Origin of the sequence: Paraburkholderia sp. BL10I2N1, assembly GCF_004361815.1 — a bacterium.
Taxonomy (GTDB): Bacteria; Pseudomonadota; Gammaproteobacteria; order Burkholderiales; family Burkholderiaceae; genus Paraburkholderia.
Genome location: NZ_SNWA01000001.1, coordinates 1,667,403 through 1,684,539, shown reverse-complemented (window position 1 = coordinate 1,684,539; position 17,137 = coordinate 1,667,403). Strand labels below are relative to the sequence as shown.

The window sequence follows — 17,137 nt, the reverse complement described above, 5'->3', positions numbered from 1 at the left end:
TGCGGCAGGAGACAGACATGGCCATGCCCCAGGCAGTGAAAATCGTCGAGGTCGGTCCGCGCGACGGACTTCAGAACGAAAAAGAATTTGTGCCGACCAACGTTAAGATCGACTTGATCAACCGGCTGTCGGCCGCGGGTTTTCGCAACGTCGAATCGGCCTCGTTCGTGTCGCCGAAGTGGGTGCCACAGATGGCCGACGGCGCCGAGGTCATGGCCGGCATCGAGCGTCGCGCGGGCACGATCTATTCGGTGCTGACGCCGAATCTGCGCGGCTTCGAAGGCGCGCTTGCTGCGCAGGCTGACGAAATCGTGATCTTCGGCGCCGCGAGCGAAGCGTTCTCGCAGAAGAACATCAACTGCAGCATCGCCGAAAGTATCGAGCGTTTCGTGCCCGTCGCGCAGGCGGCGAAAGCGGCCGGCCTGCGGATTCGCGGCAGCGTGTCCTGCTCGCTCGGGTGCCCGTATCAGGGCGACGTGCCGGTGGCGTCCGTGGTCGATGTGGTCGAGCGTTTCGCCGCGCTTGGCTGCGATGAGATCGACATCGCCGACACGATCGGCGTCGGCACGCCGAGGCGCACGCGCGAAGTCTTCGACGCCGTGACGAAGGTGTTTCCGCGCGAATGTCTGTCGGGCCACTTCCACGACACATACGGCCAGGCCCTCGCGAACATCTACGCCGCGCTGCAGGAAGGCATCGAGATTTACCACGCGTCCGTGGCGGGTCTGGGCGGTTGTCCGTATGCGAAAGGCGCGACCGGCAATGTCGCCACCGAAGACGTGCTGTATCTGATGAACGGCCTTGGCATCGAGACCGGCATCGATCTCGCACAGGTGGTCGCGATCGGCGATTTCATTTCGACTGCGACCGGCAAGCCTAACGTGTCGCGCGCGGGCAAGGCGTTGCTTGCCAAGGCACGCAGCGAACAGACACCGTGCGTTTGAGCCGCACTGGCCTACCCCATACACGGATAGCGAAGCAAATCGGAAACGAAGACATGACGGAAAGCACCTCTCTTCAACCTGACGAAACCAGTCACCTCGATGCGTTGCCCGACTCCGCGCGACGCGTCGCGGCACTGCTGCGCGAGCGCGGTCACGCGAAGCCCGTCGTTATGCTGCCTGAAACCGGCAAGACGTCGGCCGAAGCCGCTGCCGGGCTCGGCTGCTCGGTCGCGCAGATCGCGAAGTCGATCCTGTTTCGCCGCCGCGACGACGATGCGCCGGTGCTGGTCATCGCAAGCGGCGTGAACCGCGTCGACGAAAAAAAGGTCGCCACGCAGGTGGGCGAAATCGCTCGCGCGGATGCAAAGTTCGTCCGTGAAAAGACGGGCTACGCGATCGGCGGCGTGTGCCCAATCGGACACGCAACCCCGCCCGTCACGCTGATCGACGCCGACCTGCTCACGCTCGACAGCCTGTGGGCTGCCGCCGGCCATCCACACGCGGTATTCAATCTGTCGCCGCAGGAACTCGTCGCACTGACCGGCGCGCCGGTCGTCGACGTGGCGCTGCGCGAGTCCGCATGATTGCCGGCCCAGTCGACGCAACGGATATCGCGCCGGTGCCCTCGCCGTGCATTGACGTGTGCAGGATGAATCCCGATACCGGTTGGTGCGACGGATGCCTGCGCACGATCGACGAGATCGCCGGCTGGTCGTCGTTCGATGATGAACAGAAGCGCGCCATCTGGGATTCGATCGAAGTGCGCCACGCGCAGTTGATGGCCCAGCCGACGGCACAACCAAAGGCCTCGCCATGAACTCGCCGCCCCGTGTCGTGACAATCGGCGAGACGTTCAACACCACGCTGTCACTGTCAGCCGATTCGGTCAAATCGTTCGCCACGCTCGTCAACGATCTCAACCCGCTGCATCACGACGACGCCTACGCGGCGCAAAGCCGCTTCGGCGGGCTGATCGCCTCCGGCACGCAGCCGTCGGCGCATTTCATGGCGTTGCTCGCGACGCACTTTTCGACATACGCGCAGCCGCTTGGCCTCGAGTTCGATATCAAGCTGAAGAAAGCCGTCCACGCGAACGACACGCTGACGATCAACTGGCGTGTCCGCGACGCGTGGTGGAAGCCGAGTCTGAAGGGCGACCTGACACAGCTCGACGGCAACGTCGTGAACCAGCGCGGCGAGACCGTGCTGATCGGCACGTCAACGATTCTCGTGATGCCGAAACCGGAAGCCGCACCACAATGATCGCGCTGCCGAAATCGATACGCGTGTTCGAGCGCGGATGGCTGTCGTCGAACAACGTGCTGCTGGTCGACGACGCGTGCGCGGCACTCGTGGATACCGGCTACGCCACGCACGCCCATCAGACACGCGCGCTCGTGCAGCAGGCGCTCGGGGTTCGGCCACTCGATCTGATCGTCAACACGCATCTGCATTCGGACCACTGCGGCGGCAACGCGTTGCTGCAGGCGACGTGGCCTTGCCGCACCGCCATTCCATCCTCTGAAGCCGACGCGGTGCGCGACTGGGACGACACGCGCCTGACATTCCGAGCGACGGGGCAAACGTGCGAGCGCTTCAGCTTCACCGAAACGATCGAGCCAGGCGCGCAACTCACACTCGGCGCGTTGCAGTGGGATGTCCTTGGCGCACCCGGCCACGATCCGCATTCGCTGATGCTGTATTGCGCAGACGAGCGCCTGCTGATCAGCGCCGACGCGCTGTGGGAAAACGGCTTCGGCGTGATCTTTCCGGAACTGGAGGGCGAAAGCGGTTTCGCTGAACAACAGGCCGTCCTCGAAATGATCGCGCGGCTCGATGTGCGCGTCGTCATTCCAGGCCATGGCGCGCCGTTCACCAACGTTCAGGGGGCGTTGGAAAGCGCGTTTTCGCGCGTCGCATGGCTGCGGGCCGATCCCACCCGAAATGCGAAGAATGCGCTCAAGGTGCTGATCGTGTTCAAGCTGCTCGCAGTTCGAGCGATGACTTTCGACGCATTGCTCGCCATGCTCGACGAGGCGACCGTGCTGCGCGCCGCGGCATCGATGCTCGCTCCTCGCAGCGAGTGGTCTGCGCTGCTCACAGGCGTGATCGAAAGTCTCGCGAAAAGCGGCGCGCTAACGGTCGACGGCACGCGCCTGCTTGCGCCAGCTGCGTGACGTCGCGTGCAACGATGCGCACGTAGCCACAACATCCGCACCACAAAAAAGAAAGCCGCTCGCCAGCAATGGCGAACGGCGGAATTTTGTCGACGTGATCAGCGTCGAGACGCATCATACCGAGCGAACTTTTCGGACGCATCGGTGATTTCCCTACAAAACCTTAACGCCTGTCGAAAACCCTCAGCGAAATGGCTTTTCACGAAATGGCCGCCTGCGCCACGTGAGCTGATGTCGAACATTGCACGGCTTCGGTGCATTCGACCGAACGGACCGTCGCACATGGCCTTCGCAGGCGAAATCACAGATGCAGATTGCCGTTAGCCGATCGCCACGCCATCGCTAGCAGGTGGACGACAAACGCTTTTGCGGGACGATCCGCCAGCCGAGGTTGACGCCAGCAGCGGCCAGCAGGATCAGCACCGCGCCGAGCACCTGCACCCACGCGAGCTTCTGTCCGAATGCGACCCGATCGACGATGATCGCCACCACCGGATAGATGAACGACAGTGCGCCCGTCATCGCGGTCGGCAGCTTCTGGATTGCGCCGTACAGCAGCACGTACATCTGCCGCGCCTCCTGTTTTTCTGGACACAGATTTGGGGTAAAACGTGGGTCCCAAACTGGAGTTGTTGATGTTGAAGAAAACAGATGTAAACGGGGTTGCGCCAGAGGCGCTGGAAGGAGCGCGTAGCGCGACTGGAAGCGCCTCTGGCGCCGCCGAAGTCAAGCGTTGGTCGACCGGTCGCAAACGCGGCGTGGTGCTTCGGTTGCTGCGTGGCGAACCCGTCGACGCCGTGTCCCGTGAAGTCGGTGTGACGATCGCCGTGCTCAAGCAATGGCGTGAGCTGGCACTGGCCGGCATGGAGGCCGGCCTGAAGGCACGCACCAGCGATCCCCTGGAAGCCCGGCTCAATGACGCCGTGCGGCGCGTCGGCGAGTTGTCTATGGAAAACGAGATCCTGCGCAAGGAACGTGAACTGCAGGCCCGTCGCCCTTTGACCGCTCGGAGATCGTCGACATGAGCCGCGCGATCTCCGTTAGTGCGAACAAGCCCTTTGGATTGCAACGGGTTTGCCAGGTGCTCGGATTCCCCCGCTCGACGATCTATGCTGTCCGCGCGAGGACAGCGGACAACGTGGTGCCGATCATCCCGGGCCGCCGCGGCCCGAAACCGAAGATGCCCGATGCTGACCTGCTGAAGGCCATCCGCGACGATCTGGTGGCTTCCCCCTTCATCGGCGAGGGGCATCGCAAGGTCTGGGCGCGCTTGCGTATCCTGCACGACATCCGGGTCTCCCGGACCCGCGTGCTGCGACTGATGCGCGAGCACAGCCTGCTGTCGCCGCACCGGCAAGCGCGAGGCGAACCCAACCTTCACGATGGCCGGATCACAACCGATTGCCCGAATGAGATGTGGGGCACCGACGGCGTGCGCATCGCGACCGTGGACGACGGCATGGTGTGGATCTTCTCGGCCGTTGATCATTGCGACGGCATGTGTACCGGCATTCATGCCGCGAAGATTGGCGACCGCTTTGCTGCCCTCGAGCCGATCTCCCAGGGGCTGCTGGACGAATTCGGTTCCGTGCTCGCCGATGCGGGCCGCGGGCTGTCGCTGCGTATGGATCACGGTTCGCAGTACACGTCGGACGACTTCCGTAACCAGATCCGGTTCTGGGGCATCGCGCCGAGCTATGCCTTCGTCGCCGAACCCCAGACCAACGGCGTCGCCGAGCGATTCAACCGGACAATGAAGGAACAGGCTATTCATGGACGCATCTTCAAAAACCTGGAGGAAGTTCGTGCCGCCGCCATCGCGTTCAAGGATCGATACAATCGCGACTGGCGTCTTGAAAAGTTGGGCTTCAAATCACCCCTCGAAGCCCGTCAGGAACGGCTGATGAAGCTGGCCGCCTGAGCTGCAAAAGCGTGTCCAGACAACCGGAGCCGGTACAGCAGCACGTACATCACACCCGTGTTGACGATACCGAGCGTCGCCAGCTTGAGCCATTGCGCGGCGCTGGTCGGCAAGGCGTCGAAGTGCGCGAACGGCAGCAGCATCAGCACGCCCAGCGCGGCCTGGATCAGCGCGATCAAATGGGGCGGCGTGCCCTTCAGACGCTTCGTGACGATCGACGACACCGCGTACAGAAACGCCGCGCCGACCGCATACGCAACGCCTTCGAGATATTTCCCCGGCACCGCCAGCACGGCCGGCTCGACCTTCACGACCAGCACCAGCCCGCTGAACGCCACCAGCAGCCACGCGACGATCGACGGCGTGACACGTTCGCGAAAAATGATCGCGCCTAGTGCGACCAGCATGAACGGCTGCGTGTTGTAGACGGCGGTCGCCATCGAAATCGACGCACGCGAGTACGCGGCAAACAGCAACAGCCAGTTGCCCACGATCGCCACGCTGCATAGTGCGATAAGCCCGAGCATCTGCCACGAAAACAGCTTGCGCCGGAACAGGCCGAGCACGGCACAAACGATAGCCATCGTCGCTGCGCCGAACAGACAGCGAAAGAAGACGACGTTTTCCGTCGATTGTTGCGACGAGACTACCAGCCAGCCGATCGAGCCGGACATCAGCATCGCGATGCTCATTTCGGCGGCGCCGCGCCGGATTTCGTTCGAAGCCATGATTCGATCCTTCCGTCGATTTCGATTACTCAATGGAAGTCAGTGTATTGAATCCAGCCGCCGGAATACATGGCTAAAATCAGGCGATGAAGCGAAATCATCTTTTTAACGAAGGTTGAAATGACAAAACGCCTTTCATCTGATATTGCACCGGTCGCGCTCGACGATACCGATCGCGCGCTCATCACCGCACTTGCCGAAGACGCGCGCACACCAGTCAGCGAACTTGCGCGCCGCGTCGGCCTGTCGGCGCCAGGCACTGCGGACCGTCTGCGACGGCTCGACGCGCAGGGTGTGATCGCGCGCTTTACGGTGCAGCTCGAACCGCGCGCGCTCGGCTACACGCTGCAGGCCATCGTCCGCGTGAAGCCGCTACCCGGCCAGTTGCATCTGGTGGAAGACGTGATCCGGCGAATACCGGAGTTTGTGGAGTGTGACAAGGTCACCGGCGACGACTGCTTCATCTGCCGGCTCTATCTGCGCTCGATCGACCAGCTCGACGAGATTCTGTCGAAGGTGACCGAGCGCGCCGAGACAAGCACGGCCATCGTCAAATCGACGCCGATCGGCCGGCGGCTGCCGCCGCTGGCCGAATAGCGGAGGTGCCTGTGGCCAGCGTGGCGCTTATTCGACTGCTTCGAAGAACGAGAGCATCTCCATGACCAGTTGGTCAGAGGCTTCCTCGGGAATGTAATGTCCGCATGGCAACGAGCGGCCACTCACGTCACGTGCCACGTGCCGCCATTCGGTGAGCGGGTCGAAACACTTCTCGATCACGCCCTCATCCCCCCACAGCACGCGCATCGGGCAACCAATCTTGTGGCCGCGCTCTATATCGGCACGATCGTGCTCGAGATCGATCGTCGCGGATGCGCGATAGTCCTCGCACATCGCGTGTACCGCGCCCGGCTGCCGCAACGCGTGCTTGTAGGCGTCCAACGCCTCCGGCGCGAACGGTGCGAGACCTGCATGGCGGCCGCCCATCACACGTTCGATATAGACGTCCGGGTGCGCGCCGATCAGCGTTTCCGGCAGCGGCTCCGGCTGGATCAGGAAGAACCAGTGGAAATAAAGGGTGGCGAATTCGCGGTTGGTGGCTTCGTACATCGCGAGCGTCGGCGCAATGTCGAGCAGCATCAGCCGTTCGACTGCGTCCGGATGATCGAGCGCCATCCGGTGCGCGACGCGCCCGCCACGATCATGCGCGCAGAGGAGAAAGCGCTCGAAGCCGAATTGCTTCATCACGGCGACCTGGTCGGCGGCCATTGCGCGCTTCGAGTAGGTCAAGTGCGCCGGGTCGCCCGGCGGCTTCCCTGATGCGCCGTAGCCGCGCAGGTCGGTCGCAATCACGGTGAAATGCTTGGCAAGCTGCGACACGCAGCGATGCCAGATCATGTGTGTCTGCGGATGGCCATGCAGCAGCAGCAAAGGCGGCCCATCTCCGCCCTTGACCCCGAAAATGTCGACATCGCCCGCTGCGATGCGAAAAGGCGTGAACTCCTCGAAGGACATGGCATGCCTCTTGTCGTTGTTGGTGCTGGAATTGTAGGTGCCAGATGGGTTGGCGCGGGGTGTGCCAGCCCACGGAAGCATAGAACCCGAGCACTCCTTCGAACTGGAATCGACAGGCACAAATCCGCAGTTAGCCTATAATCGAACGACCGTTCTTAAAATCACCCGACGAATTGGCTGCTAACAGAAACCTTTCGCAGGTTCTGGCTCATCGCACGCCGTTCGCAGCCGCTACACTCACGGGATCGGGCGCCTTCAGGCTGCGCGCACCGGTCCGCTTATCAGGAGACTCGCGTCATGGCATTGCCCGCCGTCCTGCAAAATCTTGCTTTGCCCGTCGTCGCTTCGCCGATGTTCATCGTCAGCTACCCCGAACTCGTGCTTGCCCAGTGCAAGGCGGGCATCGTCGGCTCTTTTCCCGCGCTGAATGCACGCCCCGCCGAACTGCTCGGCGAATGGCTCACACAAATTCAGGCGTCGCTTGCCGAGCATAAGGCGGCGCATACGGATGCCGTGATCGGGCCCATCGCGGTCAACCAGATCGTGCATCAGTCGAATTCCCGGCTCGAGCACGACGTGCGCGTCTGCGTCGAACACAAGGTGCCGATTTTCATTACCAGCCTGCGGGCGCCGGAAAGGGAAATCGTTGATGCCGTGCACAGCTACGGCGGCATCGTGCTGCACGATGTGATCAACCTGCGGCATGCCCAGAAGGCGCTGGAAGCCGGAGTCGACGGTCTGATTCTGGTCGCGGCGGGCGCAGGCGGACACGCTGGCACGACCTCGCCGTTTGCACTGGTGGGTGAAGTGCGACGGATGTTCGACGGCCCGATCGTGCTGTCCGGCGCGATTGCCAACGGCGGCTCGATTCTGGCGGCGCAGGCGATGGGGGCCGATCTCGCCTACATGGGCACGCGCTTCATCGCGACGCAGGAAGCGCACGCGGTCGAAAGCTACAAGCATGCGATCGTGAACTCCGCCGCGTCGGACATCATCTACACGAATCTCTTCACCGGCGTGCACGGCAACTACATTCGCGAGAGCATCGTGAATGCCGGGCTCGACCCGGATGCGCTGCCCGAATCCGACAAAACCAGGATGGACTTCGGCAGCGACAAGGCCAAGGCGTGGAAAGACATCTGGGGTGCCGGCCAGGGCGTCGGTTTGATGAGCGATGTGCCGAGCGTCGCCGAACTGGTCGCGCGGCTCAAGCAGGAATACGAAGCGGCAAAGTCCAGGCTGCGGCTCTGATGGTTGGCGCGCGACGCCCGGAACGTGCTCCGGGCGTCGCGTCTCCCCCAGAGGGAATCACATGTTCCTTCGATACTGCCCACCCACCTCAAAAAGTGCATGCGAAATCTGCCCGAGCGAGCAGACGCGCACCACGTCCATCAGCACCGCAAACACGTTCCCGTCGTCGATCACCGTGCGCTTTAGCCGTTCGAGCGCCGCTGGCGCCGCATCCTGGTGTCGCGTCTGAAAGTCGCGCAGACGTAAAAGCTGCCCCTCCTTCTCGGCTTCCGTGGAACGCGCGAGTGCGATGGTCTGAGGCGCGTCGTGAGGATGCGAACCCAGAAACGTGTTCACGCCAACGATCGGATATGACCCGTCATGCTTGCGATGCTCATACAGCATCGACTCGTCCTGGATACGTCCGCGCTGATAACCGGTCTCCATCGCACCTAGCACGCCGCCGCGCTCCGTCAGTCGATCGAATTCCGCGAGAACCGCGGCCTCGACCAGGTCAGTCAGCTCGTCGACAATGAAGCTGCCCTGATTCGGATTCTGGTTCTTCGCCAGCCCCCACTCGCGATTGATGATCAGTTGGATCGCAATGGCGCGCCGCACGGAGTCTTCGGTCGGCGTCGTGATCGCTTCATCGAATGCGTTGGTGTGGAGTGAATTGCAGTTGTCGTAGATCGCGATCAATGCCTGCAACGTGGTGCGGATATCGTTGAAGTCGATTTCCTGTGCGTGCAGGCTGCGCCCGGACGTCTGGATGTGGTACTTGAGCTTCTGGCTGCGCTCGTTTGCGCCGTAGCGGTCGCGCATTGCAATCGCCCAGATGCGTCGCGCGACGCGCCCCAGCACCGTGTATTCCGGATCCATCCCGTTCGAGAAAAAGAACGACAGGTTCGGCGCGAAGTCGTCGATCGACATGCCCCGCGCCAGATACGCCTCGACATACGTGAAGCCGTTCGCAAGCGTATAGGCGAGCTGCGAGATCGGATTCGCGCCGGCCTCGGCGATGTGATAGCCGGAAATCGACACCGAATAGAAATTCCGCACACCGTGCTCGACGAAGTACGCCTGAATGTCGCCCATCACTTTCAGGCTGAATTCCGTCGAGAAGATGCACGTGTTCTGCCCTTGATCCTCCTTCAGGATATCTGCCTGAATGGTGCCGCGAACATTCTGCAGCGCGTAGCGGCGCGCCTCGCCCAGTTCGTCTGCGGTCGGTGCCCGGCCTTGTGCTTTGGCACGCTCGTGCACAAGCGCAAGCTGCTGGTCGATCGCGGCGTTGAAGAACATCGCGAGGATCGTGGGCGCCGGGCCATTGATCGTCATCGACACCGACGTCTCCGGCGCGCACAGGTCGAAGCCGTCATACAGCACCTTCAGATCGTCGAGCGTTGCGACCGATACGCCCGAATTGCCCACCTTGCCGTAGATGTCCGGACGCTCGTCCGGTTCTTCGCCGTATAGCGTGACGGAATCGAATGCCGTCGACAGGCGCTTCGCCGGCATGCCTTCCGATAGCAGCCTGAAGCGCCGGTTAGTGCGGAATGGGTCGCCCTCGCCGGCGAACATGCGCGTCGGGTCTTCGTTTTCACGCTTGAAGGGAAACACGCCTGCCGTGAACGGAAAATACCCCGGCAGGTTTTCCAGCATCAGCCAGCGCAGGATCGCGCCGGGGTCGGCAAAGGTCGGCAAGGCGACCTTGCGAATCGTCGAACCCGAGAGCGTCGATACCGTGAGGGCTGTGCGAATTTCGCGTTCGCGAATGCGCACCACGTGCTCGTCGCCGGAATAGGCCGCGACGGTCGCCGGCCATCCCGCCAGCAACGCTTTTTCAGGTTCGCCTAGCTGGGCTTCCTTGCGGGCAATCAGGGAATCGAGCCGGCTGGAGGTGTCATCACCGTCCTCCCGCAAGCTGTCTTTCGAAGCGTCAGGCTCGTCGAGCATCCTCCGCGCTTCGGTGAGCTGCCAGCGCTCGCGCGCGATGCGGGATTGCGACTCTGCCCGGGCACGATACTTCTCTACAGTCTGCGCGACGTCGGCCAGGTAACGCACGCGCGCAGGAGGCACGATTGCGTGGCGGTCCGACGAATGACGCACGCCCGGGAGCTTCGGCAGAAGGCCACCGCCTCCGGGCAAACCGTGCCCACGCAGCGCTTCTGCGACATGCTGGTAAAGCGCGGTCACGCCGTCGTCGTTGAAGCGCGACGCGATCGTGCCGAACACCGGCAGCGTGTCGGGCGCCGCTGAAAAGCTGCCGCGATTGCGCTGCACCTGCTTCGCGACATCGCGTAGCGCATCGGCGGCTCCCTTACGGTCGAACTTGTTGATCGCAACGAAATCCGCGAAATCGAGCATGTCGATCTTTTCGAGCTGAGTCGCGGCGCCGAATTCCGGCGTCATCACATAGAGCGACTGGTCGACGAAGCGCACGATCGCGGCGTCGCCCTGGCCGATGCCCGAGGTCTCCACGACGATCAGGTCGAAGCCCGCCGCCTTGCACGCAACGATTGCATCAGGCAGTGCGTCGGAAAGTTCGCTTGCCGCCTCGCGGGTCGCCATCGAACGCATGAACACGCGGGCGCCGCCACCCCAGTCGCCAATCGCGTTCATCCGGATGCGGTCGCCAAGCAGCGCGCCGCCCGACTTGCGGCGCGACGGATCGATGGCGAGCACGGCGATCCTGAGCAGATCGCCAAAGTCGAGACGAAACCGGCGGATCAGTTCGTCCGTCAGCGACGACTTGCCCGCGCCACCGGTGCCCGTGATGCCTAACACCGGAATTGGCGCAGTCTTCACGCGTGCGATCAGCGCGTCGCGTGAGGTTGCGTCCACCCGGCCCGTTTCGAGCGCGGTAATGAGTTGAGCAAGCTGACGAAAGGCGTGCGAGACGTCATTCCCGGCCCGCGCTTCGGCAAGCGGCTCGAATGGCTCGGGCAGCGCCTGCGCCGCGTCAGCGCAGCGCGCGATCATGTCGTCGATCATGCCCTGCAGGCCGAGTCGCTGGCCGTCGCGCGGCGAGTAGATGCGCTCGACGCCGTAACGTTCGAGTTCAGCGATCTCATCGGGGACGATCACCCCGCCCCCGCCGCCGAATACCTTGATCCGGCCGCCACCGCGCGCACGCAGAAGATCGACGAGGTAACGGAAGTATTCGACGTGGCCACCCTGGTAGCTCGACACCGCGACACCGTCGGCATCTTCATGCAACGCGGCGGTGGCCACCTCTTCGACGGAACGGTTGTGGCCAAGGTGAATCACTTCGACGCCGCTTGCCTGCAGGATGCGACGCATGATGTTGATCGAGGCGTCGTGGCCGTCGAACAGCGCCGCGGCCGTCACGAAGCGCAGACGCCGCACAGGATGCGGCGTGCTGGACGGCCTCTCGCCGCCCACGCGCTGCGGCGTGGAAAGATCTGTCATGTCTCCCCCGGATCGTCGAACGTAGCGGGCTTTTTTGCAGTATAGCCAAATGGCGTCGGCGGCCTGGCTGCGCTTACATTAGCGCTTCACGCTGTGTCCGCATTTGCAGCCCGGACGCTCAACCTGCGGGCAACCCGTAAGGCCGCCTCTCGCGGATCAGCGTGCAGCGGCCGCGCGGATCTGTTCGAGCGAGGGCCACAGCTCCCGGCTGGCAAAACGGTCCGCCAGAAAATCGACGAACGACCGCACCTTCGCCGACAGATGCCGACGGCTCGCGTAGACGACGTGGATCGGCAATTCGCGCGGCGGGAGTTCGTCTACGAGCAGCGGCACGAGCCGGCCGGCAGCGAGATCGTCCCCGATCACTTCGGTGCCGAGCATCGCGATCCCCGCGCCCTGCAGCACCACGACGCGCTGCGCTTCCAGATGGTTGACGATCATGTTGCCGGTCAGCCGCACTTTCGCGCCGCCGGCGTCCGCGCCCGACGCCAGTTCCTGCGCCGGCACACCCGCGTACTGAATGAAGTTGTGCTTCGCGAGGTCGGCGAGCGTCGCCGGCGTGCCGTGGCAGCGCAGGTATTCCGGCGACGCGCACAGTACGATATGCGCGGTCGCAATCTGCCGCGCGATCAGGGACGACGACTTCAGTCCCGTTGGCGATGCCCGGATCGCCACGTCGAAACCTTCGTCGATCAGTTCGACGACGCGGTCGGACAACGTGATTTCGACGGTTACCTGCGGAAACTGCGCGGCGTAGTCGGCGAGCGCGCTCATCACATGGCTCAAGCCGAACGCAGACAGCGACGACACCCGCAACCGCCCCTGTGGCACGACGCTAGCGGCGCCGACGGCCTGTTCGGCTTCGTCCAGTTCGGTCAGCACCTGCGAGAGCCGTTCGTAGTATTCGCGGCCGGCTTCGGTGGGCGCGACGCGGCGCGTGGTCCGGTTCAGGAGTCGCGCGCCGAGCTGCTGCTCAAGGTGCATCACGTGCTTGCTTGCCATCGCCGCCGACATTTCCATCCGTTCCGCTGCCCCGACGAAGCTCCCCACTTCGACCACGTGGCGAAACACTTTCATGCTGACGAGGGTATCCATGGCAATCGCGCGCAAGAAGAATTAATCGGCTCAGTAGTGGCGACTTTAACAAAGAATGGTGAGGAAAGTACTTGAGCTGCGCCTGCAGGAAGACAGAGGCCCCGGCATTCCGGAGAACGCTGGGGCCTCTGTCTTGCTGCCTGGGTTTTTGCGCGGGCGTCGCGGCGCCTGTCCTGAAAGTGGCCCGGGAAGCGGGGCCTAGAACTTCGCGCGGATACCGATGCCGAACGTGTCGCCGCTCGACTGACGGCTGATGTGGTCATATAGGTACGCCGCGTAGACATCGGTGCGTTTGGACAGCGGGTAGTCATAGCCGACCGCCGCCGTTTGACGCGTCTGGTCGAGACCGCCCGAGTCACGCGAGTAAGCGTACGACGCCATGATCGTGCCCGGTCCTGCCGGCACGGTCACGCCGCCCTGCCCGGTATTGACGTGCCAGCCGCTGATCTGCTGATTGTTCGACGTGTACATGTACTGGCCGTAAAGCTTCACGAACTTGAAGTCATACGACAGGCCAAGCTGGCCGACGCCCTGGCTCTTCATCCCCGTCACGAGGCTGTCCAGGTCCCCCGGGTTGCTGTTGAAGTTCACGTACTGATAGACGCCCGTCGCCGCAAACGCACCATGGAAGTACAGGAACTGGGCGCTGTATTTCTTCGCGCCGTTCTGGCCGGCCGTGTTGCCGAGCGCGTACATCGCGTTGCCGCTCAGGCCGTTGAAGTCCGGTGTCGAATACTGCACCGCGTTATTCCAGCCCGAATCGCCGACGACGCCCTGGTCCGTCGTGTACGTCGGGAACGTGCCAAGGCCGAGGAACACGTGGTACACCATCGGCGAGAAGACGTACGAGTCGATGAACGGATTGAAGAGGATCGTCGAGACGAACAGGTCTGTCGTCAGGCGGCCTGCCGTCAACGTGCCGTAGGGCGACTCGATGCCGACGTACGCGTTGCGGGAGAACATCGTGTCGCCTGTGAAGCGGCCATATTGACCGTTCTGCGCGCGGAAGAACCCTTCGAGGGTAAAGATCGCCTTATAGCCGCCACCCAGATCTTCTGCGCCTTTCAAGCCCCAGTACGACGTCGACATCCCGCCGCCGGACACCTGCCACGCACGCTCGCCGCCGGGGAATTTCTGCGCGCCAACCCATTCGTCGACCTGACCATAAAGCTGAACGCTCGACTGCGCAAAAGCGGTCGATGCGCCTGCCAGGAGGCCGGCAATGACACTTGCCTTGAGCGTTGTTTTCAGCGCGCGGCTGACGTTTGTATTCATGAATTCTCCAGTCTTGTCAAAAGTGTGCGTGGCTGGCGCGACGGGTGGCTCGCGCGAACTGTTGTGGTTATCCGTCAGGTCGTCGAGCTGATCTGGGTCAGTGAGCGGAGACCATCTTTGCGGACCATTTTTATGAAAAGAAATATGGCTGGTTATTGCCGGTATATGAGCCGGCTTAGTTTCGTCGAATTACGTCCTGCTAAAGCACGACCGTACGATTGGCGGGCCGCAAGCCTACCTGCCGTCCAGCGCCTGCGGTCGCGGCCGGAGTGGTTGGAAACGGCTACGGGTGGTTGAATGCGCGACTGCAGTCGCATCGCCGCAACAGGGGCGCGGTTTCGTGCAAGAGGTGTCCGCACTGCCTGATTTTTCACGAAAGTGTGGCGTGCGCGCGTCAATCCAGTGGCCGGGGTGCCAACATGAATGCGCGGCGGGACGGTGAGGTCGACAAAGATGACGACGTCAGCTAGCAGGAACGCGCTATCGGCATTGCCGTCAGGCCGGGAGGAACTGAGACTGAAAGGACGAAGCTAACGGGGCGGCTAACCTGGCGGCAGCCTGAATGGAAGCAGCAGCGGAGTAACGAAGTGGTGAGTTGTCCGACGCTGAACCGCTTGGGAAGGCAGGATCAGACGAATCAATCGCATCAGTTGCGATAGGTCGAAGGCGCTGGCGGCCTTTGAAGGTCATCTGGCGGACGCGGGATCGGGCGCGCCGCGCCGCGCTCCTCGTTGTAGCGGGCCACGTCTGCCCGGATCGAACCCGCGCGGACGACGGGTGCATTCGCCGGCGGTCGCGGCACAGGGTGTCCTTCGGTGCTTACAGGCGTGATCAGGCCAGCGTAACGCATGCCGTCATCCGGGCGCCACGATCGATCCTGACCTGCCATTCGCGGCGACGAGCCATGACCCGCGCCATAAGCCGGGCCGTTGGGAGCGCGTTGCCCGTGTACATTCCGATCCGCCGGTGCACCGCGATCAGACCGCATGCCGTACCAGCCTCCACCCGCCCGGGCGTCCTGATGCGACCGCGCATAGTTGCCGGAGCCACCACCATGCATGCCGTCAGCGGCATGCGGCATTGGCGCAGGTTTCGCATGGGCGAACGAAACCAGGGCTGCGACAAGCGCGCCCAACACCCAGTGCCTCCTGTTCGAATACCCTGCATCCACGATAGTTAACCTGCCCGACGATGCGCCACGGATCTGCCTTCAAGAGCGAACGAATCCGCTTTGAAACCCGCGCGCAACAATTACGCCGTCCGATATTTCAATAGCCTTTGTGCAGTAATTTATGGGCGGCTCCAAATCGTGTCGAGCCAAAAAATGTTATGCCTGGGGAAGGGTTGTAACACCATGTTACCGCTAGGTTTTTCGGGAAAATACTTGCCAGTCATCGATAAGGACTGCCAGAAGATGCGCGCGCAGCGACCGCAAATGACGCTCGGTAATTCCGACCGACTCGATTGCACAGACCGAGATCGGAACAATTGAGCAGACTATAAGCGTGGCACGCCGCATGCGCATTCCGCATTAATCGATTCTTCAAATGAATTTGCATATTCAATCGACTTCGCCGGACAATAGGTGTTTTCATAACACCCAGTAGCCGCGCGGCCGGCGCGCACGGCAGCCGTGCAATGACAGCTAGTGCACGCCGCACTGAACACACCGCTTCGAGATTTCCAGATGGCTCGCCCAAAACTGCTTCCCGACAACTTCACCCTGTGCCTCGTGGGCACCGTTATCCTGGCGAGCCTGCTGCCCGTTCACGGCGAGGCCGCCGTTGGGTTCAACTGGCTGACGAACATTGCCGTCGGCCTGCTGTTTTTCCTGCATGGCGCGAAGCTGTCACGCGAAGCGATCGTGGCGGGCGCGACGCACTGGCGGTTGCATCTGGTTGTGCTGCTCAGCACGTTCGCGTTGTTTCCGCTGCTCGGCCTCGCGCTTAAACCGCTCCTTTCGCCGCTCGTCACGCCGGCGCTCTACGCAGGGATTCTCTTCCTCTGCACCCTGCCATCGACGGTCCAGTCGTCCATCGCGTTCACCTCGATTGCCAAAGGCAACGTACCCGCCGCCGTGTGCAGCGCGTCGGCATCGAGCCTGCTCGGCATCTTCATCACCCCGGCGCTCGTGAGCCTCGTGGTCACGAATCAGGCTGCGGGCGGCACCTCGGCCTGGCACACGGTATGGAACATCGTGCTGCAACTGCTGGTGCCGTTCGTGGCCGGACAATTGCTGCGCCCGGTGATCGGCGGGTGGATCGAACGCAATCGCGGCGTGCTGAAATTTGTCGACCAGGGGTCGATCCTGCTTGTGGTCTATGCGGCGTTCAGCGAGGCAGTCAACGAAGGCTTGTGGCATCACATCCCGCTCGCCGCGCTGGCCGGCCTGCTCGGGGTCTGCGCGGTGCTGCTGGCGCTCGCGCTCGGCATCACCATGTTCGTGAGCAAACGGCTCGGCTTCAATCGCGCTGACCAGATCACGATCATCTTTTGCGGTTCGAAAAAGAGCCTCGCGGCGGGCGTGCCGATGGCGAAGGTGATCTTCGCGTCGCACGCCGTGGGTGCAGTGGTGCTGCCGCTGATGCTGTTCCATCAGATCCAGCTGATGGTATGCGCCGCACTCGCGCAACGCTGGGGCGCGCGGGACATGGGTAACGAACAGCGCGCCGCCCGCAAGGAACGCACACCCGCTGCGGTTGCGCGCCGCTGAACGCACGGATGCATCGAACAACAGATCCATAGCCTCTCCTCTGCGTGATCAGACAAAAGCCGCCTCGTGCGGCTTTTTTGCTATTTCACGCCGGAACGCGCGCGCCGTCT

General features: G+C 62.8%; 14 protein-coding genes and 2 pseudogenes. 10 read left to right on the top strand and 6 right to left on the bottom strand.

Features of this window, described 5'->3' with window-relative positions:
* Positions 1-17: 17 nt before the first annotated feature.
* Genes B0G77_RS07860 through B0G77_RS07840 form a run of 5 tightly spaced genes read left to right on the top strand, consistent with a single transcriptional unit; the run spans position 18 to position 3,121 of the window.
* Complete coding sequence (locus B0G77_RS07860; RefSeq protein WP_133661613.1) at positions 18-944, top strand: hydroxymethylglutaryl-CoA lyase; 927 nt, start codon at positions 18-20, stop codon at positions 942-944.
* 53 nt (positions 945-997) lie between these two features.
* Positions 998-1,528: a YbaK/EbsC family protein gene (locus B0G77_RS07855; RefSeq protein WP_133661612.1), complete on the top strand. Its 531-nt coding sequence runs from the start codon at positions 998-1,000 to the stop codon at positions 1,526-1,528.
* Complete coding sequence (locus tag B0G77_RS07850) at positions 1,525-1,761, top strand: DUF1289 domain-containing protein (RefSeq protein ID WP_133661611.1); 237 nt, start codon at positions 1,525-1,527, stop codon at positions 1,759-1,761. The genes B0G77_RS07855 and B0G77_RS07850 overlap by 4 nt, the downstream gene beginning before the upstream one ends.
* Complete coding sequence (locus B0G77_RS07845) at positions 1,758-2,207, top strand: MaoC family dehydratase (protein ID WP_133661610.1); 450 nt, start codon at positions 1,758-1,760, stop codon at positions 2,205-2,207. Before B0G77_RS07850 ends, B0G77_RS07845 begins: the two co-directional genes overlap by 4 nt.
* Entirely contained in the window at positions 2,204-3,121 is a 918-nt protein-coding gene (locus tag B0G77_RS07840) for an MBL fold metallo-hydrolase (RefSeq protein ID WP_133661609.1), read from the top strand. Before B0G77_RS07845 ends, B0G77_RS07840 begins: the two co-directional genes overlap by 4 nt.
* Positions 3,122-3,463: 342 nt before the next feature.
* Here the strand turns inward: B0G77_RS07840 and B0G77_RS07835 are convergent.
* Positions 3,464-3,688, bottom strand: a pseudogene (locus B0G77_RS07835) (EamA family transporter); the annotation flags it as partial.
* Between the two features lie 68 nt (positions 3,689-3,756).
* On the opposite strand from B0G77_RS07835, the gene B0G77_RS07830 reads away from it, so the two are divergent.
* Both B0G77_RS07830 and B0G77_RS07825 read left to right on the top strand, forming a co-directional pair.
* On the top strand, positions 3,757-4,146 hold the full coding sequence (locus B0G77_RS07830) for a transposase (RefSeq protein ID WP_133661608.1): 390 nt from the start codon (positions 3,757-3,759) through the stop codon (positions 4,144-4,146).
* A complete protein-coding gene (locus tag B0G77_RS07825; RefSeq protein ID WP_133661607.1) occupies positions 4,143-5,042 on the top strand; it encodes an integrase core domain-containing protein in 900 nt (299 codons plus the stop codon). Before B0G77_RS07830 ends, B0G77_RS07825 begins: the two co-directional genes overlap by 4 nt.
* 32 nt (positions 5,043-5,074) lie before the next feature.
* Here the strand turns inward: B0G77_RS07825 and B0G77_RS07820 are convergent.
* A pseudogene (locus B0G77_RS07820) lies at positions 5,075-5,770 on the bottom strand (DMT family transporter); the annotation flags it as partial.
* A 120-nt stretch (positions 5,771-5,890) separates the two neighbouring features.
* Between B0G77_RS07820 and B0G77_RS07815 the strand changes: the two are divergent.
* Positions 5,891-6,367 carry an Lrp/AsnC family transcriptional regulator gene (locus tag B0G77_RS07815; RefSeq protein ID WP_133661605.1) on the top strand — a complete coding sequence of 159 codons (477 nt, stop codon included), beginning with the start codon at positions 5,891-5,893 and terminating at the stop codon, positions 6,365-6,367.
* 27 nt (positions 6,368-6,394) lie between these two features.
* Here B0G77_RS07815 and B0G77_RS07810 read toward each other — a convergent pair whose 3' ends face one another.
* Complete coding sequence (locus B0G77_RS07810) at positions 6,395-7,282, bottom strand: alpha/beta hydrolase (protein ID WP_133661604.1); 888 nt, start codon at positions 7,280-7,282, stop codon at positions 6,395-6,397.
* A gap of 297 nt (positions 7,283-7,579) precedes the next feature.
* On the opposite strand from B0G77_RS07810, the gene B0G77_RS07805 reads away from it, so the two are divergent.
* Positions 7,580-8,533, top strand: a complete 954-nt coding sequence (locus B0G77_RS07805) for a nitronate monooxygenase family protein (protein ID WP_133661603.1) — start codon at positions 7,580-7,582, stop codon at positions 8,531-8,533.
* A 57-nt stretch (positions 8,534-8,590) separates the two neighbouring features.
* On the opposite strand, the gene icmF is transcribed toward B0G77_RS07805, so the two are convergent.
* From icmF to B0G77_RS07790, 3 genes are all read right to left on the bottom strand, one after another.
* On the bottom strand, positions 8,591-11,944 hold the full coding sequence (icmF, locus tag B0G77_RS07800) for a fused isobutyryl-CoA mutase/GTPase IcmF (protein WP_133661602.1): 3,354 nt from the start codon (positions 11,942-11,944) through the stop codon (positions 8,591-8,593).
* Between the two features lie 156 nt (positions 11,945-12,100).
* Complete coding sequence (locus B0G77_RS07795; RefSeq protein ID WP_133661601.1) at positions 12,101-13,039, bottom strand: LysR family transcriptional regulator; 939 nt, start codon at positions 13,037-13,039, stop codon at positions 12,101-12,103.
* A gap of 198 nt (positions 13,040-13,237) precedes the next feature.
* Entirely contained in the window at positions 13,238-14,314 is a 1,077-nt protein-coding gene (locus B0G77_RS07790; protein ID WP_133661600.1) for a porin, read from the bottom strand.
* 1,687 nt (positions 14,315-16,001) lie between these two features.
* Between B0G77_RS07790 and B0G77_RS07780 the strand changes: the two genes are divergently transcribed.
* Entirely contained in the window at positions 16,002-17,027 is a 1,026-nt protein-coding gene (locus tag B0G77_RS07780) for a bile acid:sodium symporter family protein (RefSeq protein ID WP_133661598.1), read from the top strand.
* Positions 17,028-17,137: the final 110 nt, after the last annotated feature.

What these genes read in the sequence shown, in the direction of transcription:
- icmF (WP_133661602.1), bottom strand. Translation starts at nt 11,944, where the DNA reads ATGACAGATCTTTCCACGCCGCAGCGCGTGGGCGGCGAGAGGCCGTCC.
- B0G77_RS07850 (WP_133661611.1), top strand. Translation starts at nt 1,525, where the DNA reads ATGATTGCCGGCCCAGTCGACGCAACGGATATCGCGCCGGTGCCCTCG.
- B0G77_RS07860 (WP_133661613.1), top strand. Translation starts at nt 18, where the DNA reads ATGGCCATGCCCCAGGCAGTGAAAATCGTCGAGGTCGGTCCGCGCGAC.
- B0G77_RS07790 (WP_133661600.1), bottom strand. Translation starts at nt 14,314, where the DNA reads ATGAATACAAACGTCAGCCGCGCGCTGAAAACAACGCTCAAGGCAAGT.
- B0G77_RS07825 (WP_133661607.1), top strand. Translation starts at nt 4,143, where the DNA reads ATGAGCCGCGCGATCTCCGTTAGTGCGAACAAGCCCTTTGGATTGCAA.
- B0G77_RS07795 (WP_133661601.1), bottom strand. Translation starts at nt 13,039, where the DNA reads ATGGATACCCTCGTCAGCATGAAAGTGTTTCGCCACGTGGTCGAAGTG.
- B0G77_RS07855 (WP_133661612.1), top strand. Translation starts at nt 998, where the DNA reads ATGACGGAAAGCACCTCTCTTCAACCTGACGAAACCAGTCACCTCGAT.
- B0G77_RS07845 (WP_133661610.1), top strand. Translation starts at nt 1,758, where the DNA reads ATGAACTCGCCGCCCCGTGTCGTGACAATCGGCGAGACGTTCAACACC.
- B0G77_RS07805 (WP_133661603.1), top strand. Translation starts at nt 7,580, where the DNA reads ATGGCATTGCCCGCCGTCCTGCAAAATCTTGCTTTGCCCGTCGTCGCT.
- B0G77_RS07810 (WP_133661604.1), bottom strand. Translation starts at nt 7,282, where the DNA reads ATGTCCTTCGAGGAGTTCACGCCTTTTCGCATCGCAGCGGGCGATGTC.
- B0G77_RS07840 (WP_133661609.1), top strand. Translation starts at nt 2,204, where the DNA reads ATGATCGCGCTGCCGAAATCGATACGCGTGTTCGAGCGCGGATGGCTG.
- B0G77_RS07780 (WP_133661598.1), top strand. Translation starts at nt 16,002, where the DNA reads ATGGCTCGCCCAAAACTGCTTCCCGACAACTTCACCCTGTGCCTCGTG.
- B0G77_RS07830 (WP_133661608.1), top strand. Translation starts at nt 3,757, where the DNA reads ATGTTGAAGAAAACAGATGTAAACGGGGTTGCGCCAGAGGCGCTGGAA.
- B0G77_RS07815 (WP_133661605.1), top strand. Translation starts at nt 5,891, where the DNA reads ATGACAAAACGCCTTTCATCTGATATTGCACCGGTCGCGCTCGACGAT.